We start from the raw sequence: 24,923 nt of genomic DNA, 5'->3' as shown, positions 1-24,923 counted from the left end.
CAAGCGTTTAAAGTCTTCTGACTTCAGGCTCTTTACTTGTTCGTAGGTCATAAATGCTACCCAACTCTAACCTACTTGTCCCACGCATCTGGGACTTTTGCAAGAGGTCTAATGTATTGAGTTAGGAATCGGTGATTTTAAGCCAGGGTTCTTTGGAGTATCAACCAGCCGCCCAGTGCGGTGAGATCGAGGTATTACTTCGTCACCTCATTCAACCTAGCTTCGATCGCATCCAACCTAGCCTCAATAGCCGCTAGCCTATCTGGTTCCTCTGTATCAGCTTGAATTCCTTGTGATATATACTTCAGCACCAGCCTATTGAGACTGGTGTTTTGCTGTTTAGCTATCTCCTCCAGTTGCCTCTTTACTTCAGGATCTAGCTTGATGCTGAGTGTCATCTTGGTTGCCATCCCAAAAGGATACCCTGACTAGGGTAGCATCGCGCTTGACTACTTTTGACTACTTTTGACTACTTTTGGTATTCTTTAGTAATCACGCTTGAGGTTTTTACAGATGACTCATGATGAACTGGAAGCTCTTGTAGACGAACTCGGCTTAGTTTCAGTCGTCAGCTTACTGGCAACCATCTGCCATGACAAAGCTCAACAGACTTTGAGGCTGAGGGGTAAAGGGGCTAACGTTTATACTGCTTGGAACAACAATGCTTTCCTGCTCAGACAGTTGATAACCAGACTACGACCTACAGGCAGCTATGACTCTGACGTAGACCTCACATCTGATTGAGTGCTAGATAACCAGCAGTCCTGAGAAACCTGTGTCAGCCATCTTGAACCTAAAGCTCAACAGCCAAAACTTCATCAATTAGTCCACCGGGGAGGTACTGCTCCTCCTACAGCAATGTTGTAACTATTGCACCTCGCTTTTCGGTTTCTAGTGGAAATAATGGGTGGTATAGGAGTTGAACCTATCTCTGCGGATTAAAAGCCCGCTGCACAGCCGCTATGCCAACCACCCGCACAAATGAAACTGCCAGAGTGGGACTCGAACCCACAACCCTCCGATTAACAGTCGGACGCTCAGCCATCGAGCTATCTGGCATTAACCCCTTACCCAAGAGTCGAACTTGGCTACCGTTCTTAGGAGGAACAGGTCTGCATCCCGCAGGCAAGGGAACTTTCACCCCGTGTAAGTCGAGAAAGCATTTGGTTTTGTCGGTTAACAGCCGAGTATGTATGCTTTGTCTGTCAGGACACGGGTAAAAATTGGCTCCGGAAGTAGGAGTCGAACCTACAACGCCGTAGTTAACAGCTACGGACTCTACCACTTGAGCGATCGCGGAATAACCCCTCGCCCAAGAGTCGAGCTTGGTCGCCAGCCTTCGGAGGGCTAGGTCTGCATCCCGCAGGCAAGGGAAACCCCTCTGGATGGAGTCGAACCACCACAACCGACGTTCGTAGCGTCAGCGCTATATCCGTTAGCAGAGGGAAATCCACTGGGAAGGTACTGCCCCTTCTATAGCCGCGTTATCAGCACGGTGCTTCGCTTTTCAGCCTCCAGTGGAAAAAGTAATTAAACTTACAACTTTGAATGTGTGGACTGATTTTTCTTAGCCCAGTGACCCCTTGGTGGTCGGGAAATACCGTATTTCTTGCACCATTTGGCAACTGCAACATCCGACACTCCATACTTGCGGCTGACCTCAAGCACAGAAGTTTCCCAGATCATCTTTTCAAGTTCTTCCTTGGAAGGACGCTCAACTTTCCTTGGTTTGAGGCGAACTGGTTCTTTCTTGGTTAAAACCCTGCCAGAACCTTTCCCAGTTCTTCGCCTTTTATAAGGCGCTTCCGCTAAAGTATCTTGTCTGAAATTACTAGATTTCTCAGTTAATTTATTTACTCCTATCAACGTCTCTGTTATTCCCTGGTTTTCGAGGTAACAGATGAGTTCAGGGTTAGTTAATTCTGAAATGCAGGCAAGCTTGGACTGGTGCGCTGCGTTCTCTCTTAAGGCGATGGAATTCTTTCCAGACACTTCAGAAACACGCAAGAAACACACCTTATCAAGAGGTTCAATATACACAGCAAGTACATCACAAGATTGAGGGTCAAAAGGAACTATCCGATTTTTTGTGCGGTTAGACCGCAAACTTTTAATCTGAACTTCCCAAGAACCCCATTTGCCCAATCTCTGGGTAGTTTTAACATTAATTCTGTACAGGTACCCATCCTTGTAAGCTACTAGGTCAAAAGGTGCCTTCCCTGTTGTTTGGCTGAAAACATGAAAGCGATGCCGACTTAACTCAGCTGCTACTTTGCTTTCTCCAAGACTACCCAGCCAAGTTTTGTTGTCCACTTGAATTTTCCCTGATAAAGTTGCACCAGTATAACTCCCTGGGGAAAGCAAAGAAAAGGAGACGTTTATCCCTATATAGACAGAGGAAGATAGAGGACTCGAACCCCCAGGTGTTATCCTGCCCTAGATTTCAAGTTTAGTTGCCGTCCCTTCGGCGGTATCTTCCATTTGGGGTGTCTGACGGGACTCAAACCCGTTATGGCTTGCCTCACAAGCAAGTGCCGCGATCGCTTTGGCTTCAGACACCATGATGGAGTCAAGGAGAATCGAACTCCTGATCTCTCGCGTGCAAAGCAAGCGCTCGTGCCTTTTGAGCTATGACCCCTAAATTTGGTGGATTCTGGTCAGAATCGAACTGACCAAAAATATAAGATTTAAGCCCCGTCCTTACTTCAACAGGCTCAGTAACCTCTAGGACGGTTTTTATTTATGGTATTATTTTGGCGTAGGGTTTTCCCACGTCAAATGATCGTTTTAGAGTTTAAGGCTAAAGGGAAGACAACTCAATACAGTGCGATAAATGAGGCGATAAAAACCGCTCAATTCGTCCGCAACAAGTGCATTCGTTATTGGATGGACAATCAGGGTGTAGGACAAAAAGACCTTTATCGTCACAATACGGCACTCAGAGCAGAGTATCCCTTTGTTAAAGCTTTAAATTCTCATGCCTGTCAAGCCTCGGTAGAAAGAGCCTATAGCTCCATTGCTCGGTTTTACGACAACTGCAAAAAGTCCGTTCCGGGTAAAAAGGGTTATCCACGGTTTAAAAAGAATTGTCGTTCAGTGGAATATAAAACCTCCGGCTGGACACTTTCTGAGAACAGGAAACAAGTTACTTTTACCGACAAAAAAGAGATTGGCAAGCTGAAGCTCAAGGGAACTTGGGATTTGAACTTTTACCAAATAGACCAGATAAAGCGAGTCCGGTTGGTCAAAAGAGCTGATGGATATTATGTTCAGTTCCTAATAAGAAGTGAAAACTTTCATAGTATAAAACCTACAGGAAATACGATTGGTTTAGATGTAGGAATCAAGGAGTTTTATACCGATAGTCATGGATATAGCGAACCAAACCCCAAGTTTTATCGTTCTGGAGAAAAGCGGCTAAAGTTATACCAACACCGTGCTTCTCGGAAGAAAAAAGGCTCTGCTAACCGCAAGAGAGCTGTTAATAGATTAGGGCGAGTACACCTCAAAATAAGTAGGCAACGTGAAGAACACGCCAAAAAAGTGGCGCGTTGCGTAATCCAATCTAACGATTTGGTCGCCTACGAAGACTTGAGGATTAAGAACTTGGTCAAAAATCACTGTCTCGCCAAATCTATTAACGATGCAGGTTGGTATCAGTTCAGGAAATGGTTGGAGTATTTTGGAGTCAAATTTGGCAGGGTGACAGTTGCAGTAAACCCAGCTTACACTTCTCAAAATTGCTCTAACTGCGGCAATTGCGTTAAGAAGTCTTTGTCGATGAGAACCCATGCTTGTAAGTGTGGATTTGTATTAGACCGAGACTGGAATGCCGCAATTAACATCTTGAACTTAGCCTTAAGTACCGTAGGTCATACGGGAACTTGGATCTTAGATCCGAACGCTTCGGGAGATTTGGTCTCTACTGTTTTAGGCGAAAGCCTATCTCGGCAAGCTGAGTCGTTGAACGAAGAATCTCCGCACTTATAGGGCGGAGAGTGTCAAATCTTTCTACTTGCAAGGTAGACGCTCTACCAATTGAGCTACAGACCCGTATTTTGTGTTCTTGAATGCGATCGCATTCTCGCGTGCAAGTTATCAGAGCATTTTGCGTTTTCTCAGTTACTAGAGGGACTCCGCCGATGAGTTGTTACACACTCTTTAAAGGATGGCTACCTTGAAGCCAACCTGCCGGGTTCTTCGCACTCCTCGTTCTCAAACGCCCGCTGTGTTTGAACAGCGTTACTTTTCCTCTCGTACTAAAGTATGTAGGCTCTAAGGATTGGGTCACGCAAGATGCGATGCGTTAGCGAAGCATGCCCTTAGGCTTATCGCTCATCCCGTTCAATTAATTGCAGAAGAAGGCATCCTCCTTTTTGAACTGTATCAAGCACCCCCACCAGGATTCCAACCTGGGACACTCGCCTTAGAAGGGCGCTGCTCTATGCACTGAGCTATGGGGGTTTATATTGGTAGTCCTGACAGGGCTTGAACCTGTGACATCCTCTTTGTAAGAGAGGCACTCTCCCGACTGAGCTACAGGACTACGAAAGCGAGTGGAGGGACTTGAACCCTCGCGCTGAGTGTGGCGCACTCAGATGCTAGCCGCTACATCACACCCGCATATTTGAAAGAGCGGACAACGAGGCTTGAACTCGTACCTAGAGCTTGGAAGGCTCAGATGCTACCGTTACACCATATCCGCTTGAAAGCAGGAGGCGAGATTTGCACTCGCAAGAAGGCTTTACAAGAGCCTCATGTTGCTGTTACATCACACCTGCATTATTCAAAGAGCAGACGGCGGGGATTGTTCGCGTCAGCGTTCCCGTTCGGCGTTAGCCGTTGCCGAAGGCTAGGGTACCCACATTGAGGACTTACCATGCTCTTGTATTGCCACTTACACCACATCTGCACCGAAGCAGGCGGCGAGAGTTGAACTCGCATCAGAAGATTACGAAACTCCTATGCTTGCCATTGCACCACGCCTGCATTTTGGTGGCGGGGGCAGGAGTTGAACCTGCTGATAAGAGGCTTATGAGACCTCCAAGCCTACCCTGGCTACTTCACCCGCATCGCACCAATGCCCCTGACTGGACTTGAACCAGCAACCTCTTCGTTCTAAGCGAAGCGCCTCGTGCCAATTGGGCTACAGGGGCAAAAATGATTGGTCTATTCGTATTCGGGCTTTCATGCCCAGTACCCCTGACAGGAGTTGAACCTGCATAAACTTTGCGCTCAACAAAGTATGTCTACCTATTGCATCACAGGGGTAAATCGGGGTGGCAGGATTTGAACCTGCGACCTTCAGCTCCCAAAGCTGCCGCGCTAGCCAAGCTGCGCCACACCCCGTTAATGCTCCTGGTGGGATTTGAACCCACACATAGACTGTTTTTAAGACAGCCGCCTACTTCCAATTGGGCTACAGGAGCGAGTTTTGATGCTCCCGGTGAGACTCGAACTCACACATAGACTGTTTTTGAGACAGCCGCCTACTTCCAATTGGGCTACAGGAGCGTGATGAAAGCTGCCTTCTTAGGGGCAGAACTGGGGAGGCAGGACTTGAACCTGCATTTTTCCGCTTTCAAAGAGCGGTGCCATGCCATTAGGCGACTCCCCAATAAATGCCGAGGTAGGATTCGCACCTACAACTTCATAATTCAGAGTTATGCGACTTGCTATTCGTCCACTCGGCAATGAAAGGCTGCCCTGGTAGGGATTGAACCTACGACCGTTCGCTTAACAGGCGACTGCTCTTCCACTGAGCTACAAGGCAATGACAGCCCCCCAAGTCAGAATCGAACTGACGACCTCCTGTTCTTCAGACAGGCGCTACTACCAACTGAGCTACCGGGGGAAATTTCAACGGAGAGGGATTTGTTCGCGTCAGCGTTCCCGTTCGGCGTTAGCCGTTGCCGAAGGCTAGGGTACACTCCTCAGTTAAACTGAGCAGCATTTCCAATACTGAGTAATCAACGACTCGACCACCTCTCCAAGTTGACGAGAGCGGAAGGACTCGAACCTTCAATCTTTGGTTTTGGAGACCAAGATGTTAGCCAATTACACCACGCTCCCATGATGCTGATGGGTTGGGCAGGAGTCGAACCTGCATTGCATCAAAGCCACTGTTTTACAGACAGTTGCCTACTCCGGTAGGCGACACAACCCAAGTAAAAAAGGCGGAGAGGACAGGACTCGAACCTGCAATGGGTTTCCCCAAACTGGTTTAGCAAACCAGCGCTTTAACCATTCAGCCACCTCTCCAGATAGCCCCAGGGAGATTTGAACCTCGTATCTGCCTTGAGGGGGCAGCGTCCTAAACCGCTAGACGATGAGGCTTTGTTTATCAGTAGGAGTAGTAGGACTTGAACCTACGACTAGCCTCTTATGAGAAGGCTGCTCTACCACCTGAGCTATACTCCCTTGATGGCAGTGGGAGTAGCAGGACTCGAACCTGCAACCATACGGTTAAGAGCCGCCTGCTCTGCCAATTGAGCTATACTCCCTTTGAGAGGTCGAGGTGGGATTTGAACCCACGAATTTCTCTTTTGCAGAGAGACGCCTTAAGCCTCTTGGCTACTCGACCTCGGCGATTTGGGCAATTTAGAATCTGAAAGAAACAGATACTCAATCGCCGCATAGCCCCAACGGGGTTTGAACCCGTATTACAGTATTGAAAGCACTGTGTCCTAGCCGCTTAGACGATGGGGCCATTTGGTGAGAGCAACCAGATTTTTACTGTCGGAATTGCTGCTGAACGAGGCTGACGGGTCTCGATCCCGCGACCTTCGGCGTGACAAGCCGATGCTCTCCCAACTGAGCTACAGCCCCATAATTTCAGCAGCATTTCAGCAAATGCTCTCACTACAATCGTGTTACATCTCAGGAATGTGGGGGCATTGCTTGCTAGGCTTTTCCCCCACTTGAGATGTCTGTGCTTCATTAAAAATGCACAGAATCAATCGTTAAATGGGTGATTTCTTATTCAGTTTTCAAGGTTCAGAAAAAAGATTGTAATTGGTTACAAACACAACCGCCTTTCTAGGTGATAAACCTGTTGGATATTACGCCTAGATTCAGCAATTTTGGTTTGAATGATGTGTGTATTATCCGCTTTTTCCCTGTCTACTTCAGGTTTTTGGGAAGTAGACTGATGCGGCATTTCAAAGGATTCTGGCGGATGCCAGCCTTTATTAATTCGTTGAATGTAGAGTAGCACCATGACTCTTTTGGGTTGGAGGTTTTTGTCTCTTCCCCTCTTTCAATATGTTTATACTACATAAATACTACATAAAGTGTCAAGGGTTTGGGAAAAGTTTTTTTTGAGGATTTTCCTAGGATATAAGAAAATAACCAAAAGCCTTGCCAAGATGAGGTTTTATGGCTGATAACCGGGCAAGTCATCTATATATATGTAACTGTAGTACGTGCTGAAGGATGGGGAGAGCGATCGCATATCTTGCACTAAGGCTGGCGAATAGAATTCCCGCCTATACAAACAAAACCTGCCTTCGACAGGTTTCAAAAGTCCGCGCAGGCGGACTTGGTTTGTTTAGCAGCGATTTCTAATCGCTAGGGCTGCTATTTAAAAATTACAAACGTTAGAACTCAGTTGCTAATGGGAATACTTTAGTTTGATGGGTTATTTATGGAGAATAATGATGAAATCCCTTCAAACAGCAGTTTTGTCTACAATTGCAACCTTTACAAGTGGAATTTTTTTACCCTTACAGTCTCAAGCAAGAGTTCCGTTGCAACAGCAGCTTGTAGCTCAAGTCAGTATTGCAGATATAATTCGCGATCTAGATGGCAACGCATATATTTTGGGCGCAGATGAACAGGAGCTTGGCGTGGTTTCAAGCAACCAGTATGCCACTGAGTCAATTTGCAACCAGTACGGGAAATATGGCAGCCGCCATTCTTCAACAAGTGTATGGAATAAATACGGACAGTATGGTAGCCCTTATTCCACTATTGGTGCTTATAACCCTCGTGGAAATAAACCTCCCCTAATCGTGTTTGAAGGAGGGGCATTTATCTTGAGTAAGAATCCTAACATTGCTAAGCGAATAGATCCAGACTATCTGTTTGCTGTTCTATGCAGGTAGTAGAAGACATAACGTCTTTTCCCAAGAAAAAGGCGCACCGCAGTGCGCCCCTACAGTTACCTCAAGGAGGAGGTACAAGCTTGTGCATCTTGCCAAAGCTTGAAGAGGAAGAATTCAGCGCGATCGCTTAATGCTGCAACAAACACACCTTCCCCATTCTCCCCATCTCCCTCGATCCAAGTTCCATTCAGACAGACTTCGATGTAATCGGCATCGCAAGCACACACGCCGATGATTTCAGAACCTTCCCGCTGTACCAGAGTTGCTAATTGTTCTACTTCTGGCAAGGAAGCGGGAAGCAAAAACGAAGCGGTGCTAGGTTCAACGGTGATGCTGGTGCCAACTCGCAGCGCCAAAATCACCCGTCGTGCTACCCACTCCTCTAAGGATTGAGCCAGACATTCCAAGTAAAATCCATTTTCGGTGTATGTTAATTTCAACATTGCCTAGTATCTCCTTTACTCAGAGTGAGTGTGCTGTTCGCGCCAAAACTGTTCGGCAAAGGCAACAGCAGGGTGCATGGGTGCTTTTGGCTGGGTGCGAAGTGGCATTCCCGCTTGTAGGGGAGTGCGATCGCCTTTACGTTGGTTACACTTTTCGCAGGCTATAACTACGTTATCCCAAGTGTGTTTTCCGCCTTTTGATAAGGGAATGACGTGATCTATCGTCAACTGTTTCGTGTTACCGCAGTATTGACAGGTGTGATGATCTCGCCGCAGCAATTCTCTACGATTTACCGGAGGAACGCGCCAGACTCTCTCTGCGCCAGTCACCGTCAAGCGGATTTGTTCTGGTACTTCGATAACTATGCTGGGCGATCGCACTTGCCAACCGACTGCATCGCTAAAACTTAGCGGTTCGGCTTTACCGCTGATCATTAATGCGATCGCTCGTTTAATATTCACCCGGCTCATCGGTAAGTAATTCTGGGAAAATACCACTACCGACCTACTTAACACCTCAGTTGCGCTTGTCACGACTCGGCTCCTCATACAATTAACCCCCGCCTCTTTTTCTTAGAAGCGGGGGCTGGAAAACTGCTCTTGGGTCTTCTCGTCCTATATTGGTACAGTCACTTTTTGCCTGTACCTCCCGCTTTGTTTATTTATCTGTGGTTCTGCAAACCGCAGGCTACCACCATTTTTGCCATCCAAATTTTTTTCATCAATCCCGCAGGAATCTCCCTGTAAGCCATAATCGCCCATAAATCGAAACTCCACGACAATAGCCGCCGATTCCCAACTTGTTTGGGGGTTCGGATGGCAGGTTGACATGGAGCGGGTAGGTATGTGTCTCACAGGAAAGCTTTTTGAAGGTTTTAATTTGAATGTGACTTTCAATATACTACACTTGTATTACTATGTCCACATCTTTAGGAGAAAAAATCATGCGTACCTTACCACGCACCTCGACAACAGAAATGGAAGTCACGAGCATACGCCTAGAAAGGGAACTCAAGGAAGAACTCAAAGAACTCGCAGGACATCAAGGATATCAAGCGTTGATTCGAGATATCCTCTGGAACTACGTGCAGCAAAAATCCGATGAGTATAAACCCAAATTTTCCCGGTCTGATATTCGAGCCAGCGTTCCCGCCACAGCCCAGCAGGAAGAACGCTGTGTACTGACAGGCAAGTTTATCCGACAGCATGAGCCAATGCTGTTAGGATACACAACACATGGGGATTTGGTGCCGTTAAGTGTCGAGAGTTTAGGATCGAGATAGGCTTTTATTTGGTTCAAAAAGTTACATAAAAAAGCGATCGCGCTTTTTCCTTTGTATTGGGGAAAAGTGCGATCGCTCCAAAAAGCAAGTGGAAGGTTAGAAGGTTACAGGTTATAACCTCCAATCCTCCATTTTCTAACCTTCAATCTTCTAGCTTAAACATCCTGTTCGCTCAAATCGCGAGTCATGTGGTCAAACGGCTGATCTACAAATCCAGTATTTTCCACCCCAGCCGCTGCTACCTGCTGCTTCACAATATCCTTCATTATCTGGATACCGCGCACAGTCGGGCCAATAGGCACACCCAAGGAATTGTAGGTTTCCCGTAGACCTTGTAGGACTCGCTCATCCAGCACATTCGTATCACCCGCGACCAACGCATAGCTGGCATAGCGCAGATAATAGTCCATATCCCGCAGACAAGCCGCATAACGGCGAGTCGTATAAGCATTTCCACCGGGTCGAATCAACTCCGGCAATTCTTCAAATAGCTGGGAACCAGCTTGCTTGACAATCGATGCTGAATTGGCATTGATTGCCGCAGCCGCTTGGACTCGTGCCGTACCCGTCTGAAAATAAGACTTTAGCGAATCGACGGCATTACGATCCAGGTAACGACCCGAAACATCGTAATTCTTAATCAGGTTTGTGATTGCGTCCCGCATGATATTACTCTCCCAACAACAAGCTCTATAGATGATTTTCTATCACTCAGGGTGCTGTTGCCTACCCACTACCAACGTTGTAGTTTACAACACCCAACACTTCCCTGAGCATATTCTCATCTATTAAGCATCCCACAGTGTTGATGCGTGCGGTGCTTTCTTAGTGGGCAACTTTTGGAAGAGTGCAACTGCGATATGCGATCGCCCTTGTGCTGCTGTTTGGAGACTGGGAAGCTTGCGATCGCACCTTCCGACCCCCCACTGCTTTCAACCAACCCATATTCATACCTACTGTTGGCACTAATGTCAATTCTTCTGGATAGCGTGGTTGAGGATCATTAACCAACCAGATTGGTGGCACCATCATCGGGTCATATTCCGCAATAATATCTACAACCCCAGGACGCTGCTTTAGCTCTACCCGCGTTCCCGATTGATACTGTAGTGCTTCTTGCTGGTCAAAATCCTGATTTAATTTAAACACCACGCTTCCCCCCGCCTAAAAAGTAGCTTTTGATACTGATTAATTATAATTATGATGCACATAAGATATATTTGTAAATTTTGCTACAATTTTTAACTTTTTTCAAATTAGTTGCAAATCAGGACTCGTAAATTTGTATAGTACGATACAAAACATCCCGAAACCTATCTTTAGGATGTTTCAGTACAAGCATTGCCTTCTGTCTGAAAATTGGTTGCCCTCGCTCCAAGTTTCCCCTTGACTTGGCGATCCACCACCCCTGATGATCGTTAGACCGTTTTTTTTGGCTTTCCAGATTTGAGCCAGCATAGAAATTAAGGAGTCCGCTAAATGTTCCAGAACCCGCAAGAGTTCCTGAATTACGTTAAAGAAAAAAACATCCAGATCATTGACCTAAAGTTCATCGATATGCCGGGTATCTGGCAGCATTTGTCGGTGTACCAAAACCAAATCGATGAAAGCAGCTTCACCGAAGGCGTACCTTTCGATGGCTCAAGTATTCGAGGTTGGAAAGCCATCAACGAATCAGACATGGCAATGGTGCTTGATCCCACAACTGCCTGGATCGACCCATTCATGGCAGAGCCGACTTTGAGCGTAGTCTGTAGCATTGTCGAACCCCGGACAGGCGAACCATACAGCCGCGACCCCCGCACGATTGCCCAGAAAGCAGTAGATTACTTAATTTCTACCGGAATTGGCGATACTGTCTTCATCGGCCCAGAAGCTGAGTTTTTCATTTTTGATGATGTTCGCTTTGACCAAAACCAGCATGAAGGCTATTACCACATAGATTCCATCGAAGGTCGTTGGAATTCTGGTAAAAAAGAAGAAGGTGGCAACCTCGGTTACAAGCCTCGCTACAAAGAAGGTTACTTCCCCGTTGCCCCAACCGATACCTCCCAAGATATGCGGACGGAAATGCTGCTGACAATGGCAAAGTGCGGCGTGCCAATTGAAAAGCATCACCATGAGGTTGCTTCGGGCGGTCAGTGCGAACTCGGTTTCCGCTTTGAAACTTTGATTAAGGCAGCTGACTCTTTGATGACGTATAAATATGTGATCAAGAACGTTGCCAGGAAATATGGCAAAACCGTCACCTTCATGCCGAAGCCAGTATTTAACGATAACGGTTCCGGGATGCACACCCACCAGTCTATCTGGAAAGATGGGCAACCTCTGTTTGCAGGCGATAAGTACGCTGGTTTGAGTCAAATGGCGCTGCATTACATCGGTGGCTTGCTCAAGCACGCACCCGCACTGTTGGCGTTGACTAATCCCACAACCAATTCTTACAAGCGCCTAGTCCCCGGCTTTGAAGCACCTGTAAACTTGGCTTACTCGCAAGGCAACCGTTCCGCCTCCATCCGGATTCCTCTGTCTGGCACCAATCCCAAGGCGAAGCGCTTAGAGTTCCGTTGTCCGGATGCCACCAGCAATCCCTATTTGGCTTTTGCTGCTATGCTCTGTGCTGGTCTAGATGGTATCAAGAACCAAATTGACCCCGGCCCTTCCCTGGATGTTGATATCTACGACCTCAGCCCCGAAGAGTTGAGCAAAATTCCTTCTACCCCAGGTTCTCTGGATGCAGCACTCGAAGCGCTAGAACACGATCACGCTTTCTTAACTGAACCGGGTGTGTTCACAGAAGACTTCATCAATACCTGGATTTCTTACAAGCTGGATAACGAAGTTAACCCAATGCGGTTGCGTCCTCATCCCTACGAATTCGCCCTCTACTACGATTGCTAATTTTCTCGTTCTCGTTTCCAGTCTCCGACCGGGAACGAGAAAACCAAATCTAAAGCGCCACCCGTCAGAGTGGCGCTTTTTTTTGCTGTCTCACCAACGACAGATGGAAACTGAAAAAACTGAGCTACGATAAAAAATGTATCTTTACAAAACTAAATAAAAGTCCTCATCGTTTTATACTCATCCCAAGTTAGAAAGCGCAAATCTTCAATCGCTATGCAGTCCACCTCCAAAATTGACCAATTAATTCCCATTCCTGACAATCTCGCCAAGCTGACCTATCAAACTTTTCAGCAGGGAAAAAATTACTTTGGTCTAGCTCACAAAGTCTTAACTACACAGCTGCTGAACTTAATCTCTCCTCCTGTTGAGACAAAGAGTAAACCTATTCCGCCAGAAGTTATACCCAAACTTCAACAACGGATGAATCAGATTATCGAAGCAGACTGGCAGGATGCCGAACGGGGCGTATATCCGCAAAGTGTGCTGTTTGATAATCCTTGGTCAGATTTTTTCCGCTACTATCCGGTGCTGTGCCTGGATACGCTGCAAATCTGGCAGCGGGCAAATCAGAAGCGTTATCAAGAGTTTTCGCCAGACATTGCGATGGATGGTTATCCTAGCTACTATCTGCAAAACTTCCATCATCAAACTGATGGCTACTTGAGCGATTGGTCAGCAAATCTGTATGATTTGCAGGTGGAAATTTTGTTTGGTGGCACCGCAGATCCGATGCGGAGGCGCATTCTCGCTCCATTGAAGCAAGCACTGAAAGCTTTTGATTCGACTCCACCACAACAAATTCGCATCCTTGATGTGGCTTGCGGAACGGGTCGCACTTTGAAGTTAATTCGTGATGCTCTGCCGAAGGCATCCTTGTTTGGTGTAGATTTGTCGCCTGCTTACTTGCGTAAGGCAAATCAACTCTTGACGGAAAATCAAGGGGAATTGCCGCAACTGTTACAGGCGAATGGGGAAGAGTTACCTTATGTGGATAACTATTTCCATGCGACAACGTCTGTTTTCTTGTTCCACGAGTTGCCAGCGGCGGCGCGTCAGGGGGTGATTGAGGAATCGTTCCGGGTAACGCAACCGGGAGGAGTGTTTATTATTTGCGACTCGATTCAGATGAGCGATTCTCCGGAATTGAAGCCACTGATGGAAAATTTTCACGAAATGTTCCACGAGCCGTATTACAAGCACTACATCACTGATGATTTGGTGGAACGGTTGGATAAGGCTGGGTTCACGGATATTACCACTGAGGTTCACTTTATGAGCAAGTATTTGATCGCGAGAAAGCCACTGGTATAACGATAGTCTCGCACTATGGTTGTCTCCTGGGGACGCGATCGCTTCCTTCTCTAGCGTTCCCAGGCTCATCCTGGGAACGAGTTATGGGGAGGGGAGGTAAGAGGCTCGCCGATTCAAATTTCAGAAACTTAAAAAAAACTAATCTATTGGGGTGTCCTCAAAGCGTCCCTCTAGACGATAGAGTTGGTCTAAGCAAACCGCAAAACTCATAAGCAGAAGGTTTTATGACCACCAAACAGCCTGCTACCGAAATTTCCACTCAAGGACTTTCAACAGAGGATCTGATTACCAACGAGCAGATCGAGGATGCAACGGCAGTGAATTATGTAGATGTGATTCAAACTGTCATCTCCAGCTTGGATCAGGACGACACCGCGATGGTGAGTCAAGGCGAGGACAATAAATACCTCTGGAAGTTTAAGTACGGTACTGTCGAAGTGTTTGTGCAACTCACTGGCATTACCGATGATGATACGTTTACAGTTTGGTCTAATGTACTGAAGCTACCTGCCAAGAACGAAGCGCAGTTGATGCGGAAACTACTGGAAATGAACTGGTCTGAAACGTTTGAATCGCATTTCGGTATTGTAGACAACCAAGTTGTTGTGCTTTCATCTCGCACTGTGGCAGAGCTTTCTCCGGGAGAAATTTCCCGCGCTATTACCATTGTGGCGACTATTGCAGATAACAACGACGAACCTTTACAGGCTGAATATGGTAGTTAGTCATTAGTCAGTGGTCATTAGTCAAAAGCTAGTAGCTAATTGGTAATCTCAAAAACAAGATGGCAATTAGCTACTACGAATACTTCAATGGACAACTGACTAATGACTAATGACAACTATTGGCGTTTGATTCCCTTGCTGCAAGCGTCAGGTTGCGTCCAGATGGCTATCGACCGATGGTTATTCGAGCAACACCAGCTGGGACGGCATCCGCCAGCTTTGCGCTTTTATACTTGGTCTCCAGCGGCAATCTCGCTGGGGTATCATCAACTTCGATGGCCTGCATCTTGGCAGCAGCTAAATGCAGCTGGTGTGTTGGATTTGGTGCGTCGTCCGACTGGCGGACGCGCTGTGTTGCACCAAGGCGATCTCACCTATATGGTTGTTACTTCAGGATTGGCTGGGAGTCGCCTGAAGGCGTATGAGGCAATTTGTGAGTTTTTGATTCAAGGATGGCGATCGCTTGGCTTAGACTTACACTACGGTACATCTGGGCGTGGCTACATTCACAATCCCAATTGTTTTGGCACCGCCACTGGTGCTGATTTAGTTACTGTTGATGGTTATAAGTTGACCGGTAGCGCTCAACTGCGGCGAGGGAATGCTATCTTACAGCACGGTTCGATGCGTTTGTCCCCAGATGCTGAGTTGTTTAAGCAGGTGTTTGGCGAAGTTATGACACCGATAAAGTTACCCTTTTCTCAGCAGGGAGATACGCTGATTCAAACTGTTGTGGATGCCCTAACTGTAGCAGCAGGTAATTGTTTCGGGATTGAGATGGTGATGCAGCCTTTATCTGATGCAGAGTGGCAAGAAATTTTAGCGCACTCCAGTACAGATGTTATAGAAAAAAAGTAAAGTTATGAATTTCCTACGCCGCACAAATGTAATTCTGGGAATAGCTACTGTGTTGGCTGGACTACCTTTAATTATCTATGAACCACTACAAACACCTATTAATCACATGAGTGCTGAATACTTCTATAAACCGGGAATGGGAAAGGCTGGACTAGGAGATTATAAAGGAACGATTGAGGATTTACAAAAAGCGGCAACACATTAATTATTGGCAAAAATTTATATGATTCATTAATGATTATACATCAGCAGGAAATTATCTAAAGCTAATGTTTAGAGTTAGGATGTTAGGTTCTTATTATTCAACCTTTTCTAAGATATTAACCAAACAAGATTGGCTACATTGACAAAATTGCTAAGGTAGTTACTGCTTCGTGTTGGTGACGTTTGAGCGGAAGCTGAGTTATATCAACAAGTCGGGAAAGATAGTTATTCAGCCGTAACTTGAAGTTAATGGTGTTAGTCTTGGAGGGTTGCTGCTTTAGCGATCGCATTCAATTGTAAACTCTGCGGATAGCTAGCTTCTGCTTTGACGCGCTTGATGTCTGCATCGGAAATTGCCAGATTTAGTTTGGCGGCTACAGCACGCACAATATCACCTCTGTCAATAACGCCAGCAACTGCGCCTGCGGGTGAAAGTACGGTAATTCGATTTAACTGTTTGGCTTCCATAAAGTTAATCACTTCCGCTATGGGTGTCTTTTCTTCAACTGTGGCAATTTCTGTCAGCGGATGCACGATACTCTGTAGGGTTTCGGTTTCCCAACGACTGCGTTCAATGAAGTGCAAATCGTCAACTGAAACTAAACCGCGATAGCGACCTTCGGAAGCTGCAAAGTAAACGGGGAAGTGGGAAGCTTCCAAAATGTATCCGTCAGCAAACTGACGCAAGGTCATGTTAGCATCCACAACTCGGAATTCCTGTTGCATAGCATCTGCTGCTATTATCTGTAGCAAGGTTTCCTGTAAGGTAGACATCCGCTCGTAGGACGTAGCGTTGCGGATGCCAAACCAGCCGAGTAAGCCAATCCAGAAGCCATTGAACCACTGATCATTGAAAGCAATAATTGCCATCCCCAATGCGATCGCGCCCCATCCTAAAATTAAACCAAATTTAGCTGCCCAACGCACGCCTTGAAAGCGGTTTCCGGTGGCTTTCCATACCGCAGCTTTCACAACTTGTCCGCCATCTAAAGGCAGTCCGGGGATTAAGTTAAATAATGCTAAGATAAGGTTTATTTTTGCCAGGTTTAATGTCATAACCTGCACTATACCCGTTACTGGGAGAGTGTGAGCCACGAGGTAAAATAACGACCAGAGAACAAAACTAACAGCAGGCCCTGCGATCGCCACTTGAAAGGCTTCGCCTGGAGTTTTTGATTCCTGCTCGATAGAAGCAATTCCACCAAATAGAAATAAAGTAATTGAGTTAACTTGAATGCCTTGCTTTCGCGCTACCAAACTGTGACCCAGTTCGTGTAGCAAGACGGAACCAAACAGCAATAAAGCCATTAATAATCCAGCGCCTCCGCCGAGAACTGGGCCTAAAACTGTTGAGAAATCTAGGGCATTGGCAAGAGTTATCAAAGCTAAAATAAAAAACCACGAATAATCTATAAACAGCGGAATTCCGAATATCGAGCCAATACGCCAACTTGCTTGCATCGAAATTTTCCTCTTTGATTCCTGCTATTACAAATAACAAACGATTCATCCCGTTGCTTCTAGCTGTGGGATGAATCGATAGAGCGCCATAATCACCAAGGTGAGCAATACCCACCTTAGTAACTTGTTCGTTTCGCTCGCAGTTAAATCAGAGTGCTAAAGGACACCAATGTTGGTCAGCCCTAAAATCGCACCAGTCCCCAGCACATGACCAAAGCTCATCCCTGCAAGAAATTGAGCAACGCTAAAGTTTTTACCAAAACCAGGAAGCTGCAAAGGCAATTTGGGGCCGACTCCCTTCTTTTGGACTGCATTGGCGGCGACGAACAAGCCAAGAAGATTGAAAATACCCATGATAATGAACCCGGCCATAGTGCCGCTTGGAGTTGGGGGAACAGTGGGCTGCACTGCGGCAAGTAAACTACTTAAGTCAACCATTTTTGTTTTCTCCTGAATTGTTAATAGGGGATAGGGGCTGAAAAGGAAAAAGTGAAGAATTATTTTTGCCTTTTGCCTGTTTTGCTTCAAGATCCGGGGAAGGCGATCGCGTGATCGCGCTCATCCTCGCACCAGAATTTTGGACGCTTTTGCCTGTTGCCTTATTTTATAGCGCTCCGGCGTTAGTCAGTCCCAGAATGACACCTGCGCCAATTATGTGACCAAAGCTCATGGTTGCCAGCAATTCAGGAATACTGAAATTCCGGAACAGAGCAGGTTTTTCAAAGGGCAAGTCAGGCCCCACACCGGGTTTCTGGATGGCAAAGCGACCGATGACAATAGCAAGTAAGTTGCATAAAATCATCACCAGCCCTATTGTGGGAGTCCATGATGGTGTCGCGGGAACGGTAGACTGGAGGGCAGCTAGTATTGTCATCAAATTACTGTCTCCTGCTTTTATTAAAATCTAGTAACAAAAAAGATTATAAAAATCTCTTTGCACTAAGCCAGAATTTGTTTTAAGAGTTAACAGTTATATTAATTTTTAATACAAATCAGAACAATTTCAATGCGAATTAAAATTTGTGGGATTACGAAACCTGAGCAAGGGCAAGCGATCGCGCATCTGGGAGCAACCGCTCTGGGATTTATCTGCGTACAGGCATCCCCGCGCTACGTCAGTGCCATGCAAATCCGAGCAGTCGGGAAAAAACTGCCTCCCGACGTTGACCGGATTGGTGTCTTTGCCAACGCTACACAAGAGGAAATCTGCGAAACTGTCGCCGTTGCAGCCTTGACAGGTGTACAGTTACATGGAATAGAAACAACGGAATTTTGCCACAAGCTGCGTCAATCTCTACCTAACGTGGAAATCATCAAAGCGTTGAGAATAAAAACGACAGAAGATTTAACTCAGGCAGATGCCTATGGAGAGTGTGCAGACACGCTACTGCTGGATGCCTATCATCCCCAAATGTTGGGAGGAACCGGAAAAACACTGGACTGGGCTACCTTAGAACAATTCCAGCCTAGCTGTCCCTGGTTTCTTGCAGGTGGCTTAACACCCGATAACGTGTTGGATGCCTTAACGCAGGTGTATCCGTCCGGTATTGATTTATCTAGCGGCGTGGAGCGATCGCCCGGAGACAAAGATTTAGACAGAGTAGCCCAGCTATTTGAGAAGCTAGAAGGGAAGCGGCAGTAGCAATTTTACGATCTCTTCGTGTCTTTTATCTGCCCCATTGTCACCCTAAGACTGGGCAAAGCAGCCCGGATTAATAAAGCTGAAGCAAAGGTGAGATTAGAAGCATAATTGCACCCACAGCCACAAAAGCCAAAGTTGTCTAAAAAAAGATGCTCATAAACATTTCCTCGTCTTGATGTTTAGTCGTAGGGTGGGTATTGCCTACTCTACAAAATCTTAAAACCTCTTAGGTTATTGGCTTGACAATCTCAATTCAAGCTTTTGCTTGATTTAGAGGCATTTTGCTTTCTTCCAGAGACTAATATTATTAGTCCTATAAAGAAAGTAAATTGCCTCTTTAAAATCGATAAACCACAACCTGATTAGCCGATGGTAGTTACTTTAAAACTTGCATATTGGATAGCACAATAACTGCGGTGACTCCAATCATATGACCGAAGCTCATCGCAGCCAGAAAGCCTCCCACACTGATGTTGTTGAAAAGAGACGGGAAAGGCAAAGGCATCTTAGCACCAGCTTGAGGATAGCGAATAGTGCGACTAGCAATTAATAAAACCAAGAGACAGGAACCAATTATGATTGGCGTTCCTTGCCAGTGCCATAATGCAGTATCGGGAGTGGTCGATTGTATTGCTGCCAATAACATTGAGTGAAACAAGACTTTTCTCCTACTTTTACAAATTATTAGAAACAATTCACCCACTAAAAATAAGCAAGGTTTCCCATAATTTAGTTAAAATAATGGGCTTTTTGCTTACTTTTGTGTCACCCAAACTATGAGACTACAGGTTTTTAAAAACCTTTTTGCCAAGAGTGGGTGTGGCTACAAATCATAGTCTTAGCTTTACCTAATATTGCGCCTCATACTGCCGAAGGATTTATTTGGATCAATATCTGGCAAAAGCCTCTGCCTTTGTATAGGCGTTGACCTTTTATTAAAGGTTTACATTTGTTTACAGAAATAACCTCGAATTACTCAGGGCGCAGTAAAGATATTTGCTAAGCCCCTGAGAGTAGGAAGCTGTCGTCAATTTTTTAGAAGTCTCTATGACATTTACAAACACCGATACACTCGACCAAGCTGTAAAAGCCTTTAAGCGCTTACCTGTAGATGACCAGCTGGCTGCACTCGCCTCCATTTACACCGCAGCAAGCGGCTCGCTTTCATCTTCCGCTTCTGGTATAGCTTCATCAAAAGATGCTGGAGAGATGCTAAAGCACGTTAAGGAAATGCGTCCGGATGAGCAGGTGCAATTGTTGCGCGATGTTTTCTCCGACCAAAAGACTCAAGCAGAAGAGGAAGTGCTTGACCCACATCCTAGCAAGGCACTGCTGGAGCTGATTCCTGGGGTAGGTACTCCCCCCCTAAGTCAGTATCGCTCTCTGGATACTAACTCCCGTTTAGGCTTTTTGTATCAGCTTGCACAACAGGTTAGCTTGCCGACTGACTATCAGCTCTCGTCGGAAGGTACAGAATTGTTGAACTCTCTGAAATCCCTTGACTTTGACCAACAGGTGAAGTTTTTGAGCCAGGTAGTATAGCCCTTTAAGGCTTGGGTTCTATAAATCTGTAGGGACATGGCAATGCCATGTCCCTACAGTAAATAATTTTTTTTGATTCCCCAATCCCCCTAAATAAGGGGGTTGGGATTACCACCTAAGAACCTTGCTAAAAGAAGGCTGGTTGATGGCGAATCAAGTTCAGAAACTCTTCGCGAGTTTTTTGATCGTCCTGAAATACGCCCACCATTGCACTGGTGACAGTCCAAGAACCGGGCTTCTGGACACCTCGCATCACCATGCACATATGAGTAGCTTCCATGACAACAGCGACTCCCTGCGGCTCCAAAACTAATTGAACCGCTTCTGCAATCTGCCGCGTTAGCCGTTCTTGCACCTGTAAACGCCGCGCATACATCTCGACAATCCGAGCCAGCTTACTAAGTCCTACCACTTTTTGGTTGGGGACGTAGGCGACGTGCGCTCTGCCCATAAATGGCAGCATATGGTGTTCGCAAAGGCTAAAGAAGTTGATATCCCGCACGAGAACCATTTCGTTGTGACCTTCATCAAAGATGGCTCCATTGACAAGTTCTTCCAAGGATTCATTGTAGCCACCAGTTAGGAATCGCATTGCCTCTGCTACCCGCTTCGGCGTTTTCAGGAGTCCCTCACGTTCTGGGTCTTCGCCTACTCCCAATAGGAGCGTCCGCACAGCGTCCATCATTTCGTCATTGATTTCTTCCGAGGGCGGCTGCAAATTGGGTTCTTTGCCATTGAGTGTGTTCCGGTCAGGTCGAGGCGCAGCAATTTTAGAGCCTAAATCGGCGGATAAGTTAGAGCCGCTGGAAGAAGCAATAGTCATGATAAGTCTGTGTTATGGTTTGGAGTTGTTTTGAGAGTTATAAATTTTGAAGATTGAGTTAAGAATTATTTGAGAGTATTGAATTATAAATTTCACTCTTCACATTCCTAACTCAAAACTCAAAACTCATAAAGCGCCAGCACTGGGCATTAAGGTTAATTCTTCAATTACTGCCTGTTCTGGTAGCAGCGTCATGTGAAGAATCGACTGGGCAACTATTTCTGGTGTTAACATGGCTGAACGGTTTAGGTCAGCTTGAACCGTTTCTGTGTCCCAAATTGGGGTATTAACAGCACCAGGATTTATGGTGACAATACGAATGCCTTTGGCACGTTCCTCAGCTGCGAGGGTTTTAGACAAAGCAACTAAGCCAGCTTTGCTGACGCTATAGGCACCCCAACCGGGAAAGGGTTGCTGGGCAGCAATTGATGTCACATTAATAATTGTCCCAGACCCGCGATCGCGCATCTGAGGTAAAATTCCTTGGATGCACTGAAATACGCTGGTAAGATTCAGATCAATTACTTGCTGCCAGTCAGTTAAGGGTGTTTCCATAACTGTGTTGGTGTAGCCCATTCCGGCGTTGTTGACCAAAATATCAATGGCACCAAATGAGTTAGCGATCGCGCTAATCTTTTCTTTCACCTGACCAACTTCCGCCAGATCCAAGGGATAAGCTTTAGCTTCCACCCCAGCTTCCCTAGCAGCTTCGGCTACCGCCTCTAACTTTGACTCTTGACGGCTCACTAAAGCCAGATTAATCCCCGCTTTAGCAAACGCCAGAGCCGTCGCTTTGCCAATTCCACTACTTGCCCCGGTAATCAAGGCAGACTTACGAACAGGAGAAGTCATCAAATCTTCCCATTTTCTCGACGAAGAATAGCCATCAATTCTCAGCTTAGCTTTCCCCTTGAGGAAGGCTACCAATAATGCCCACGGGAGCGCTTATTGCGTACATTTTCACCTTTCGAGCCGTTGTCTATTATCTGTTAGCGATAGCTGCAATTGCTAAGATTGCATCTGTCGCTAATTTTTAAGAAAGCTAACGGTCGCTGCCGGCAAAACTGTAATATTTCGTTACTCGCTAATTATAGCACTCGCCACAATGCCTGATACTGTCAACCTCCTCTAGGCAGAGATTTCAGTAAAAACCCCAATGCGACGAAACTTTTGATAGCGCAACTCCCGGCGTTGTTGTCCTGTCAAATTGGTGAGTTCTTCCAAGTTTTGCAAAAGGGCATCTTTGAGGATACTGGCTGCTTTAAGGGGATCGGCGTGAGCGCCGCCAATCGGCTCTGGCAAAATAGTATCGAGAATGCCGAGATTTTTCAAATCCCAAGCGGTGATTTTGAGTGCAGCTGCGGCTTGGGGAGCTTTGCTAGAATCTCTCCAGAGGATAGCGGCGCACGCTTCGGGTGTTGCTACGGTATAAACTGCGTGTTCAAACATTAACAGGCGATCGCCTACGCCAATTCCCAAAGCGCCACCGGAACCGCCTTCGCCAATAACGGTGCAGACGATGGGGACATCTAGGCGGAACATCTCGCGCAAATTATAGGCGATCGCTTCTCCCTGTCCCAATTCCTCAGCTTCCACACCCGCCCAAGCACCGGGAGTATCGATAAATGTTAAAATCGGCATCCCAAAACGGTTAGCGTGTTCCATCAACCGCATTGCCTTGCGGTAGCCGCCTGGAGAAGCCTGTCCAAAGTTACGGGCGATATTGTCCTTTGTGTCTCTGCCTTTTTGATGACCGAGCATCAACACCGGACGACCGCCCAGACGAGCCACACCGCCGACTAAAGCCGGGTCATCACAACCACCGCGATCGCCATGTAGTTCCATCCATTCATCGCTGATCGCCTGAATGTAGTCTAATGTACTAGGTCGCCGAGGATGACGAGCCAGTTGCAGCCGCTGAGACGGCGACAAACTGCTAAAAATCTCCTCACGAAGTTGCACCGCTCGCACCTCCAACTGCCGAATCTGCTCAGAGACATCGACATCCTGATCTTCGGCAAGTTCGCGAATCTGGTGAATTCGTGCCTCCAGCTCAGAGAGAGGTTTTTCAAAATCTAAAAGTAACGGCTTGCGCTCAGGATTTGCCACCTTAACGAGTTCGATAACATTAAGTACATTATCTCAACATCCTACCTCGTAAGAGTATGCAAGAAATCTACCCTAACCTGGATCACCCGATTCTTGTTCGCATAAATCTGAGCGAACTGCCAGAAAATTTGGATCAGAGGATACAGTAGGTAGTGAGCGATGGCTAACGAGTGATTTTGTACCACCAAGGCAAATATATAGCCGTTTTAGCGCCAATTGAAGATTTAGGGCTTTTGGTTTTAGTGGAACTTGAACAGCGCCGGGAAATCTATGGCGATTTTATAAGCTGCAATTGCTGTTTGAGCCTAGAATCCCCGTGCGTTTATGCCGGGGAGTATGTCAAGTGAAAGAACTAGAGCGATCGCTCTAGTTCCTGTTGTACAAAATTGCGGTACATCGCATTTACAGTGGAATCGGCTGGATTATAAACTGCATTCCCAGTCTCTGACTGGGAACGAGAGTAAAGTTAATAGCTTAAAAGCGGTCGGAATCCGTGCTTCACAGAAGCCTCGCCGATTAGCTCCATTTTTTCCACAGTAATCTGATTCCGTCCCCACGAAAAGTTGGTATACCGCTTTTCAAATTCCAGCAGCATCGATTCAGCAAAACAGGCGAACAACTGACGACCTGGCACATCCATCAAGTTGACGATTTTCATAATTCGCCAGTCAATATCCAGGGAATGCTCCACAATTCCACCATTGACGACGTAAACACCCGGATGCTGAATATTAGTCGCCATGTTTTTAGGATAGCCACCATCAATCAGCAAACACGGTTTCTTTAAAACCGTGGGGTCAATTTCGACACCTTTAGGCATACTGGCAACCCAAACCACAATGTCAGCTTGGGGTAGAGCTTCTTCCAAGTCCATAATTTTGCCTCTGCCCAATTCCGCCTGCAAAGCTTGCAATCGCTCTTGCTTCCGGGCAATCAGCAACAACTCCGCCACATCCGTCCGCGCATCTAGCCAGCGACATACAGCGCTGCCAATATCGCCAGTAGCTCCACAAACTGCAACAGTCGCCTTATTCAGTTCGATGCCCAGCTTTTTCGATACTTGTTCCACTTGGCGGCAGATAATGTATGCCGTATGGGTGTTGCCAGTCGTAAAGCGCTCAAACTCTAGCTTGATGTTGCGAACCTGCTTGCTTTCGTGCAGGTTAAATTCTTCAAAAATAATTGAGGAAAAGCCGCCCAAAGCGCTAATGTTGATACCATGCTTTTGAGCATGAGCCATAGCATTGAGAACTTTCCGCACCGCCGTCTTCCCTCTGCCAGTGGCAAGCATTTCTGGCACAAAGCAAGATTCCACATACCGACCTTCGATTTTTTGCCCAGTAATGCTGGTGACGGTGATGTGATCGACGATTTGAGGCGGAGCGCTACACCAGAAATCCAGCCCTTGATCGGCGTATTCTGGATAGCCTAGCTCTCTAGCCACAGATTGGGCGTGTTGCAAATTGGTAAGGTGACCGATTAGACCAAACATGGACTGTTTTATTTAAACCTG

Annotated in this window: 28 protein-coding genes and 27 tRNA genes; 11 read left to right on the top strand and 44 right to left on the bottom strand. The window is 46.5% G+C overall.

The window, feature by feature from the left end:
• Positions 1 to 194: 194 nt before the first annotated feature.
• The gene (locus tag NDI42_RS21560; RefSeq protein ID WP_190452452.1) at positions 195 to 398 is read right to left on the bottom strand and encodes a hypothetical protein; all 204 of its coding nucleotides are present in this window, start codon (positions 396 to 398) and stop codon (positions 195 to 197) included.
• A 115-nt stretch (positions 399 to 513) separates the two neighbouring features.
• Between NDI42_RS21560 and NDI42_RS21555 the strand changes: the two genes are divergently transcribed.
• On the top strand, positions 514 to 744 hold the full coding sequence (locus NDI42_RS21555) for a hypothetical protein (protein ID WP_190452450.1): 231 nt from the start codon (positions 514 to 516) through the stop codon (positions 742 to 744).
• Between the two features lie 160 nt (positions 745 to 904).
• Here the strand turns inward: NDI42_RS21555 and NDI42_RS21550 are convergent.
• From NDI42_RS21550 to NDI42_RS21525, 6 genes are all read right to left on the bottom strand, one after another.
• Positions 905 to 975, bottom strand: a tRNA-Lys gene (locus NDI42_RS21550).
• Positions 976 to 987: 12 nt separating this feature from the next.
• A tRNA-Asn gene (locus NDI42_RS21545) sits at positions 988 to 1,059 on the bottom strand.
• Between the two features lie 165 nt (positions 1,060 to 1,224).
• Positions 1,225 to 1,300 (bottom strand) — tRNA-Asn (locus NDI42_RS21540).
• A gap of 236 nt (positions 1,301 to 1,536) precedes the next feature.
• Positions 1,537 to 2,313 carry a group I intron-associated PD-(D/E)XK endonuclease gene (locus tag NDI42_RS21535; protein WP_190452448.1) on the bottom strand — a complete coding sequence of 259 codons (777 nt, stop codon included), beginning with the start codon at positions 2,311 to 2,313 and terminating at the stop codon, positions 1,537 to 1,539.
• A 123-nt stretch (positions 2,314 to 2,436) separates the two neighbouring features.
• A complete protein-coding gene (locus NDI42_RS21530) occupies positions 2,437 to 2,562 on the bottom strand; it encodes a hypothetical protein (RefSeq protein WP_277876810.1) in 126 nt (41 codons plus the stop codon).
• 2 nt (positions 2,563 to 2,564) lie between these two features.
• A tRNA-Ala gene (locus NDI42_RS21525) sits at positions 2,565 to 2,638 on the bottom strand.
• 140 nt (positions 2,639 to 2,778) lie between these two features.
• On the opposite strand from NDI42_RS21525, the gene NDI42_RS21520 reads away from it, so the two are divergent.
• Complete coding sequence (locus NDI42_RS21520; RefSeq protein ID WP_190452444.1) at positions 2,779 to 3,990, top strand: RNA-guided endonuclease InsQ/TnpB family protein; 1,212 nt, start codon at positions 2,779 to 2,781, stop codon at positions 3,988 to 3,990.
• A 401-nt stretch (positions 3,991 to 4,391) separates the two neighbouring features.
• Here the strand turns inward: NDI42_RS21520 and NDI42_RS21515 are convergent.
• The 24 genes from NDI42_RS21515 to NDI42_RS21400 all read right to left on the bottom strand — a co-directional run bounded on the left by NDI42_RS21515 (position 4,392) and on the right by NDI42_RS21400 (position 7,219).
• Positions 4,392 to 4,464, bottom strand: a tRNA-Arg gene (locus NDI42_RS21515).
• A gap of 6 nt (positions 4,465 to 4,470) precedes the next feature.
• A tRNA-Val gene (locus NDI42_RS21510) sits at positions 4,471 to 4,546 on the bottom strand.
• 5 nt (positions 4,547 to 4,551) lie between these two features.
• Positions 4,552 to 4,623: transfer RNA gene (locus tag NDI42_RS21505), tRNA-Gly, on the bottom strand.
• Positions 4,624 to 4,634: 11 nt separating this feature from the next.
• Positions 4,635 to 4,705, bottom strand: a tRNA-Gly gene (locus tag NDI42_RS21500).
• A 212-nt stretch (positions 4,706 to 4,917) separates the two neighbouring features.
• Positions 4,918 to 4,989 (bottom strand) — tRNA-Thr (locus tag NDI42_RS21495).
• A 92-nt stretch (positions 4,990 to 5,081) separates the two neighbouring features.
• A tRNA-Leu gene (locus NDI42_RS21490) sits at positions 5,082 to 5,156 on the bottom strand.
• Positions 5,157 to 5,197: 41 nt separating this feature from the next.
• Positions 5,198 to 5,271 (bottom strand) — tRNA-Leu (locus NDI42_RS21485).
• Positions 5,272 to 5,274: 3 nt separating this feature from the next.
• A tRNA-Pro gene (locus NDI42_RS21480) sits at positions 5,275 to 5,349 on the bottom strand.
• 4 nt (positions 5,350 to 5,353) lie between these two features.
• Positions 5,354 to 5,429, bottom strand: a tRNA-Leu gene (locus NDI42_RS21475).
• 9 nt (positions 5,430 to 5,438) lie between these two features.
• Positions 5,439 to 5,514, bottom strand: a tRNA-Leu gene (locus tag NDI42_RS21470).
• 30 nt (positions 5,515 to 5,544) lie between these two features.
• A tRNA-Gln gene (locus tag NDI42_RS21465) sits at positions 5,545 to 5,617 on the bottom strand.
• A 4-nt stretch (positions 5,618 to 5,621) separates the two neighbouring features.
• Positions 5,622 to 5,693 (bottom strand) — tRNA-Gln (locus NDI42_RS21460).
• A gap of 8 nt (positions 5,694 to 5,701) precedes the next feature.
• A tRNA-Asn gene (locus NDI42_RS21455) sits at positions 5,702 to 5,773 on the bottom strand.
• Between the two features lie 7 nt (positions 5,774 to 5,780).
• Positions 5,781 to 5,854, bottom strand: a tRNA-Phe gene (locus NDI42_RS21450).
• Positions 5,855 to 5,998: 144 nt separating this feature from the next.
• A tRNA-Trp gene (locus NDI42_RS21445) sits at positions 5,999 to 6,072 on the bottom strand.
• Positions 6,073 to 6,082: 10 nt separating this feature from the next.
• Positions 6,083 to 6,165 (bottom strand) — tRNA-Tyr (locus NDI42_RS21440).
• A gap of 12 nt (positions 6,166 to 6,177) precedes the next feature.
• Positions 6,178 to 6,261 (bottom strand) — tRNA-Ser (locus NDI42_RS21435).
• A gap of 3 nt (positions 6,262 to 6,264) precedes the next feature.
• Positions 6,265 to 6,336, bottom strand: a tRNA-Glu gene (locus tag NDI42_RS21430).
• Between the two features lie 11 nt (positions 6,337 to 6,347).
• Positions 6,348 to 6,420 (bottom strand) — tRNA-Met (locus tag NDI42_RS21425).
• Positions 6,421 to 6,430: 10 nt separating this feature from the next.
• Positions 6,431 to 6,503: transfer RNA gene (locus NDI42_RS21420), tRNA-Lys, on the bottom strand.
• A gap of 6 nt (positions 6,504 to 6,509) precedes the next feature.
• Positions 6,510 to 6,583: transfer RNA gene (locus tag NDI42_RS21415), tRNA-Cys, on the bottom strand.
• Between the two features lie 53 nt (positions 6,584 to 6,636).
• Positions 6,637 to 6,709 (bottom strand) — tRNA-Glu (locus NDI42_RS21410).
• Positions 6,710 to 6,755: 46 nt separating this feature from the next.
• Positions 6,756 to 6,828: transfer RNA gene (locus NDI42_RS21405), tRNA-Asp, on the bottom strand.
• Positions 6,829 to 7,018: 190 nt separating this feature from the next.
• Positions 7,019 to 7,219 (bottom strand): hypothetical protein, encoded by a 201-nt coding sequence (locus tag NDI42_RS21400; protein ID WP_190452441.1) that lies wholly within the window; start codon positions 7,217 to 7,219, stop codon positions 7,019 to 7,021.
• Between the two features lie 436 nt (positions 7,220 to 7,655).
• Between NDI42_RS21400 and NDI42_RS21395 the strand changes: the two genes are divergently transcribed.
• A complete protein-coding gene (locus NDI42_RS21395) occupies positions 7,656 to 8,105 on the top strand; it encodes a hypothetical protein (protein WP_190452440.1) in 450 nt (149 codons plus the stop codon).
• A gap of 56 nt (positions 8,106 to 8,161) precedes the next feature.
• Here the strand turns inward: NDI42_RS21395 and NDI42_RS21390 are convergent, their stop codons facing one another.
• The 3 genes from NDI42_RS21390 to NDI42_RS21380 form a co-directional block, all read right to left on the bottom strand.
• Complete coding sequence (locus NDI42_RS21390; RefSeq protein WP_190452439.1) at positions 8,162 to 8,548, bottom strand: alr0857 family protein; 387 nt, start codon at positions 8,546 to 8,548, stop codon at positions 8,162 to 8,164.
• A gap of 15 nt (positions 8,549 to 8,563) precedes the next feature.
• Positions 8,564 to 9,082, bottom strand: coding sequence for an HNH endonuclease (locus NDI42_RS21385; RefSeq protein WP_190452438.1), 519 nt, complete (start codon positions 9,080 to 9,082; stop codon positions 8,564 to 8,566).
• An 81-nt stretch (positions 9,083 to 9,163) separates the two neighbouring features.
• On the bottom strand, positions 9,164 to 9,379 hold the full coding sequence (locus tag NDI42_RS21380; protein WP_190452436.1) for a hypothetical protein: 216 nt from the start codon (positions 9,377 to 9,379) through the stop codon (positions 9,164 to 9,166).
• Positions 9,380 to 9,492: 113 nt separating this feature from the next.
• On the opposite strand from NDI42_RS21380, the gene NDI42_RS21375 reads away from it, so the two are divergent.
• The gene (locus NDI42_RS21375) at positions 9,493 to 9,831 is read left to right on the top strand and encodes a hypothetical protein (RefSeq protein WP_190418293.1); all 339 of its coding nucleotides are present in this window, start codon (positions 9,493 to 9,495) and stop codon (positions 9,829 to 9,831) included.
• A 155-nt stretch (positions 9,832 to 9,986) separates the two neighbouring features.
• Here NDI42_RS21375 and apcB read toward each other — a convergent pair whose 3' ends face one another.
• Both apcB and NDI42_RS21365 read right to left on the bottom strand, forming a co-directional pair.
• Positions 9,987 to 10,496 carry an allophycocyanin subunit beta gene (gene apcB / locus NDI42_RS21370; protein ID WP_190418295.1) on the bottom strand — a complete coding sequence of 170 codons (510 nt, stop codon included), beginning with the start codon at positions 10,494 to 10,496 and terminating at the stop codon, positions 9,987 to 9,989.
• Between the two features lie 160 nt (positions 10,497 to 10,656).
• Positions 10,657 to 10,980: a hypothetical protein gene (locus tag NDI42_RS21365; RefSeq protein ID WP_348231496.1), complete on the bottom strand. Its 324-nt coding sequence runs from the start codon at positions 10,978 to 10,980 to the stop codon at positions 10,657 to 10,659.
• Positions 10,981 to 11,310: 330 nt separating this feature from the next.
• On the opposite strand from NDI42_RS21365, the gene glnA reads away from it, so the two are divergent.
• From glnA to NDI42_RS21340, 5 genes are all read left to right on the top strand, one after another.
• A complete protein-coding gene (glnA, locus tag NDI42_RS21360) occupies positions 11,311 to 12,732 on the top strand; it encodes a type I glutamate--ammonia ligase (protein WP_190438200.1) in 1,422 nt (473 codons plus the stop codon).
• Between the two features lie 252 nt (positions 12,733 to 12,984).
• The gene (locus NDI42_RS21355; RefSeq protein ID WP_190452456.1) at positions 12,985 to 14,046 is read left to right on the top strand and encodes a methyltransferase domain-containing protein; all 1,062 of its coding nucleotides are present in this window, start codon (positions 12,985 to 12,987) and stop codon (positions 14,044 to 14,046) included.
• Between the two features lie 224 nt (positions 14,047 to 14,270).
• Positions 14,271 to 14,771 (top strand): YbjN domain-containing protein, encoded by a 501-nt coding sequence (locus tag NDI42_RS21350; protein WP_190452435.1) that lies wholly within the window; start codon positions 14,271 to 14,273, stop codon positions 14,769 to 14,771.
• 102 nt (positions 14,772 to 14,873) lie between these two features.
• Positions 14,874 to 15,629 (top strand): lipoate--protein ligase family protein, encoded by a 756-nt coding sequence (locus tag NDI42_RS21345; RefSeq protein ID WP_190452433.1) that lies wholly within the window; start codon positions 14,874 to 14,876, stop codon positions 15,627 to 15,629.
• Positions 15,630 to 15,633: 4 nt separating this feature from the next.
• On the top strand, positions 15,634 to 15,834 hold the full coding sequence (locus tag NDI42_RS21340) for a hypothetical protein (RefSeq protein WP_190452430.1): 201 nt from the start codon (positions 15,634 to 15,636) through the stop codon (positions 15,832 to 15,834).
• Positions 15,835 to 16,088: 254 nt separating this feature from the next.
• On the opposite strand, the gene NDI42_RS21335 is transcribed toward NDI42_RS21340, so the two are convergent.
• The 3 genes from NDI42_RS21335 to psaK (NDI42_RS21325) all read right to left on the bottom strand — a co-directional run bounded on the left by NDI42_RS21335 (position 16,089) and on the right by psaK (NDI42_RS21325) (position 18,168).
• On the bottom strand, positions 16,089 to 17,294 hold the full coding sequence (locus tag NDI42_RS21335; RefSeq protein ID WP_190452428.1) for a site-2 protease family protein: 1,206 nt from the start codon (positions 17,292 to 17,294) through the stop codon (positions 16,089 to 16,091).
• A 156-nt stretch (positions 17,295 to 17,450) separates the two neighbouring features.
• The gene (psaK, locus tag NDI42_RS21330) at positions 17,451 to 17,732 is read right to left on the bottom strand and encodes a photosystem I reaction center subunit PsaK (RefSeq protein ID WP_190418307.1); all 282 of its coding nucleotides are present in this window, start codon (positions 17,730 to 17,732) and stop codon (positions 17,451 to 17,453) included.
• 166 nt (positions 17,733 to 17,898) lie between these two features.
• Complete coding sequence (psaK, locus tag NDI42_RS21325) at positions 17,899 to 18,168, bottom strand: photosystem I reaction center subunit PsaK (RefSeq protein ID WP_190418309.1); 270 nt, start codon at positions 18,166 to 18,168, stop codon at positions 17,899 to 17,901.
• A 132-nt stretch (positions 18,169 to 18,300) separates the two neighbouring features.
• On the opposite strand from psaK (NDI42_RS21325), the gene NDI42_RS21320 reads away from it, so the two are divergent.
• Positions 18,301 to 18,936, top strand: a complete 636-nt coding sequence (locus NDI42_RS21320; protein ID WP_190452427.1) for a phosphoribosylanthranilate isomerase — start codon at positions 18,301 to 18,303, stop codon at positions 18,934 to 18,936.
• 376 nt (positions 18,937 to 19,312) lie between these two features.
• Here the strand turns inward: NDI42_RS21320 and psaK (NDI42_RS21315) are convergent, their stop codons facing one another.
• Entirely contained in the window at positions 19,313 to 19,582 is a 270-nt protein-coding gene (gene psaK, locus NDI42_RS21315; protein WP_190452454.1) for a photosystem I reaction center subunit PsaK, read from the bottom strand.
• Positions 19,583 to 19,983: 401 nt separating this feature from the next.
• Between psaK (NDI42_RS21315) and NDI42_RS21310 the strand changes: the two genes are divergently transcribed.
• Positions 19,984 to 20,478, top strand: coding sequence for an orange carotenoid protein N-terminal domain-containing protein (locus NDI42_RS21310; protein ID WP_190418313.1), 495 nt, complete (start codon positions 19,984 to 19,986; stop codon positions 20,476 to 20,478).
• A gap of 127 nt (positions 20,479 to 20,605) precedes the next feature.
• Here NDI42_RS21310 and folE read toward each other — a convergent pair whose 3' ends face one another.
• From folE to NDI42_RS21290, 4 genes are all read right to left on the bottom strand, one after another.
• A complete protein-coding gene (folE, locus tag NDI42_RS21305) occupies positions 20,606 to 21,301 on the bottom strand; it encodes a GTP cyclohydrolase I FolE (RefSeq protein WP_190452425.1) in 696 nt (231 codons plus the stop codon).
• 126 nt (positions 21,302 to 21,427) lie between these two features.
• Positions 21,428 to 22,153 carry an SDR family oxidoreductase gene (locus NDI42_RS21300; protein ID WP_190418317.1) on the bottom strand — a complete coding sequence of 242 codons (726 nt, stop codon included), beginning with the start codon at positions 22,151 to 22,153 and terminating at the stop codon, positions 21,428 to 21,430.
• 276 nt (positions 22,154 to 22,429) lie between these two features.
• Positions 22,430 to 23,410 carry an acetyl-CoA carboxylase carboxyl transferase subunit alpha gene (gene accA, locus NDI42_RS21295; protein WP_190418319.1) on the bottom strand — a complete coding sequence of 327 codons (981 nt, stop codon included), beginning with the start codon at positions 23,408 to 23,410 and terminating at the stop codon, positions 22,430 to 22,432.
• Between the two features lie 466 nt (positions 23,411 to 23,876).
• On the bottom strand, positions 23,877 to 24,902 hold the full coding sequence (locus tag NDI42_RS21290) for a long-chain acyl-[acyl-carrier-protein] reductase (protein WP_190418321.1): 1,026 nt from the start codon (positions 24,900 to 24,902) through the stop codon (positions 23,877 to 23,879).
• Positions 24,903 to 24,923 lie beyond the last annotated feature (21 nt).

Source organism: Funiculus sociatus GB2-C1, from assembly GCF_039962115.1.
GTDB lineage: Bacteria > Cyanobacteriota > Cyanobacteriia > Cyanobacteriales > FACHB-T130 > Funiculus > Funiculus sociatus.
This window is presented reverse-complemented; position numbering and strand designations above follow the sequence as displayed.